The organism is Flavobacterium ustbae, assembly GCF_003946915.1.
GTDB classification, from domain to species: Bacteria; Bacteroidota; Bacteroidia; order Flavobacteriales; family Flavobacteriaceae; genus Flavobacterium; species Flavobacterium ustbae.
In genome coordinates, this window is sequence record NZ_RPOC01000040.1 from 1 (window position 1) to 1,415 (window position 1,415).

Here is a 1,415-nt window from a genome sequence, read left to right on the forward strand (position 1 = left end):
CGCAAAGATTCTGTGTTGATTTCCTAATAAATCTAAATTTTATTTTAGCATTTTTGTTTTAAAATTTATAATTTTGATCTCTTAGTCAGCCAAGAGCTAGACTGTATAGCGTGTTTAAGCATTTGTTTGCTGGCACGCTATTTTTTTTGACTCAAAATCTTTATCATATACTGTTTTGTTTTTGTAAAGAATATAAATCAGTTCCAGTAATTTTCTCTGTACCGCTACACATCCTTTCATTTTGATTCCGTGTTTTGCTACTATTCTGGCATATTGATCCCGAAAATTATCGTCCCACTTTATAGTGCTCAGCGCTGGCAAATGAAGACAGCTTCTTAAATATCTATTGCCTCTTTTAGATATGGACGGCTTGCCTTTTACCGAGGTTCCTGAGAGTTTTTCCCGCACATCTAATCCTGCAAAGCTTGTGAGCTGTTTTTTACTGCGGATCAGTTCAAATCCGTTTGTCTCGCCAATAACTGTTGCGGCGGTCAAAATTGATACGCCTGGAATTGTACAAATATTACTGATGTCCCGGCTAAGTTCTCTGTTCTGTTTTATGATGGCTTGGATTTCATCTTTAATTTCTTTCTCAAGGGTATTTAAAAAATGTATCCTTTTATTGCAGCGCTCAATACTTGAAAAACTTGGCATTGCTTCTGTCTCTTCGGCATGCAGCTGATTTTTCACTATCGTTCTCTCATCTGTAATTTGATGGCGTTCACGGGTGAGCTGTTTCAAAGTCCTGTAGACCTCTTTAGGTTTTTCCCAATTATCGAGTTTTCTCTCCAATCCAAATCTCGCAATAGCCTCAGAACATGTTTTATCAGTAATGGTTTTGATCTCAAGGGTTCGCATATAATTGCTGATTTTATTGGGCAGTACAATGCTTAAATCTTCCTTTTTTTCATCAAGATAATAAGCGAACTTTTGATGGTAGACACCCGTAGCTTCCATAACATACCTAACTTTTGTAACTTTATCTGTCCGCTGTTCTACCCATTTTGAAAGTTTTAAAAAACCGTTATCTGTATTTTTAAAGACACAATTAGCATAAAGATCAATTGTTAAATCATCATTGAGTTTCCCTAAAGTAACCACCAATTCTTTTTGAGCCACATCAATTCCTAATACCTGTTTCAATACTTTCATAACTTATTAATTTTTAAAAGAATATTATAAAGTGATGAATCTTCCTTCGTTTTTTCTCCTGGTTGGATATTCTGGATAGTACGACATGCGTAGTTCCTTACATTCTGTTCAAACTCTAAAAGATAAAAAAGATGAGGCGGTATCTTTGCGTCAATGTACTTCATGAGTCATTTAGCCGCGAATCGACTCTCATCCTTTTCACTTTATTATATCCAAATATAGGTATTTGAAAGATTGATTTTATAACTATGCAAACATAGGAG

At 35.1% G+C, this 1,415-nt stretch carries 1 protein-coding gene; it reads right to left on the bottom strand.

The features are described from left to right. Positions 1-114: 114 nt before the first annotated feature. Positions 115-1,152: an IS110 family RNA-guided transposase gene (locus EG814_RS20860; RefSeq protein ID WP_125723795.1), complete on the bottom strand. Its 1,038-nt coding sequence runs from the start codon at positions 1,150-1,152 to the stop codon at positions 115-117. Positions 1,153-1,415 lie beyond the last annotated feature (263 nt).

Excerpts from the sequence above, each read along its gene's own strand:
- EG814_RS20860 (WP_125723795.1), bottom strand. The coding sequence starts at position 1,152 with ATGAAAGTATTGAAACAGGTATTAGGAATTGATGTGGCTCAAAAAGAA.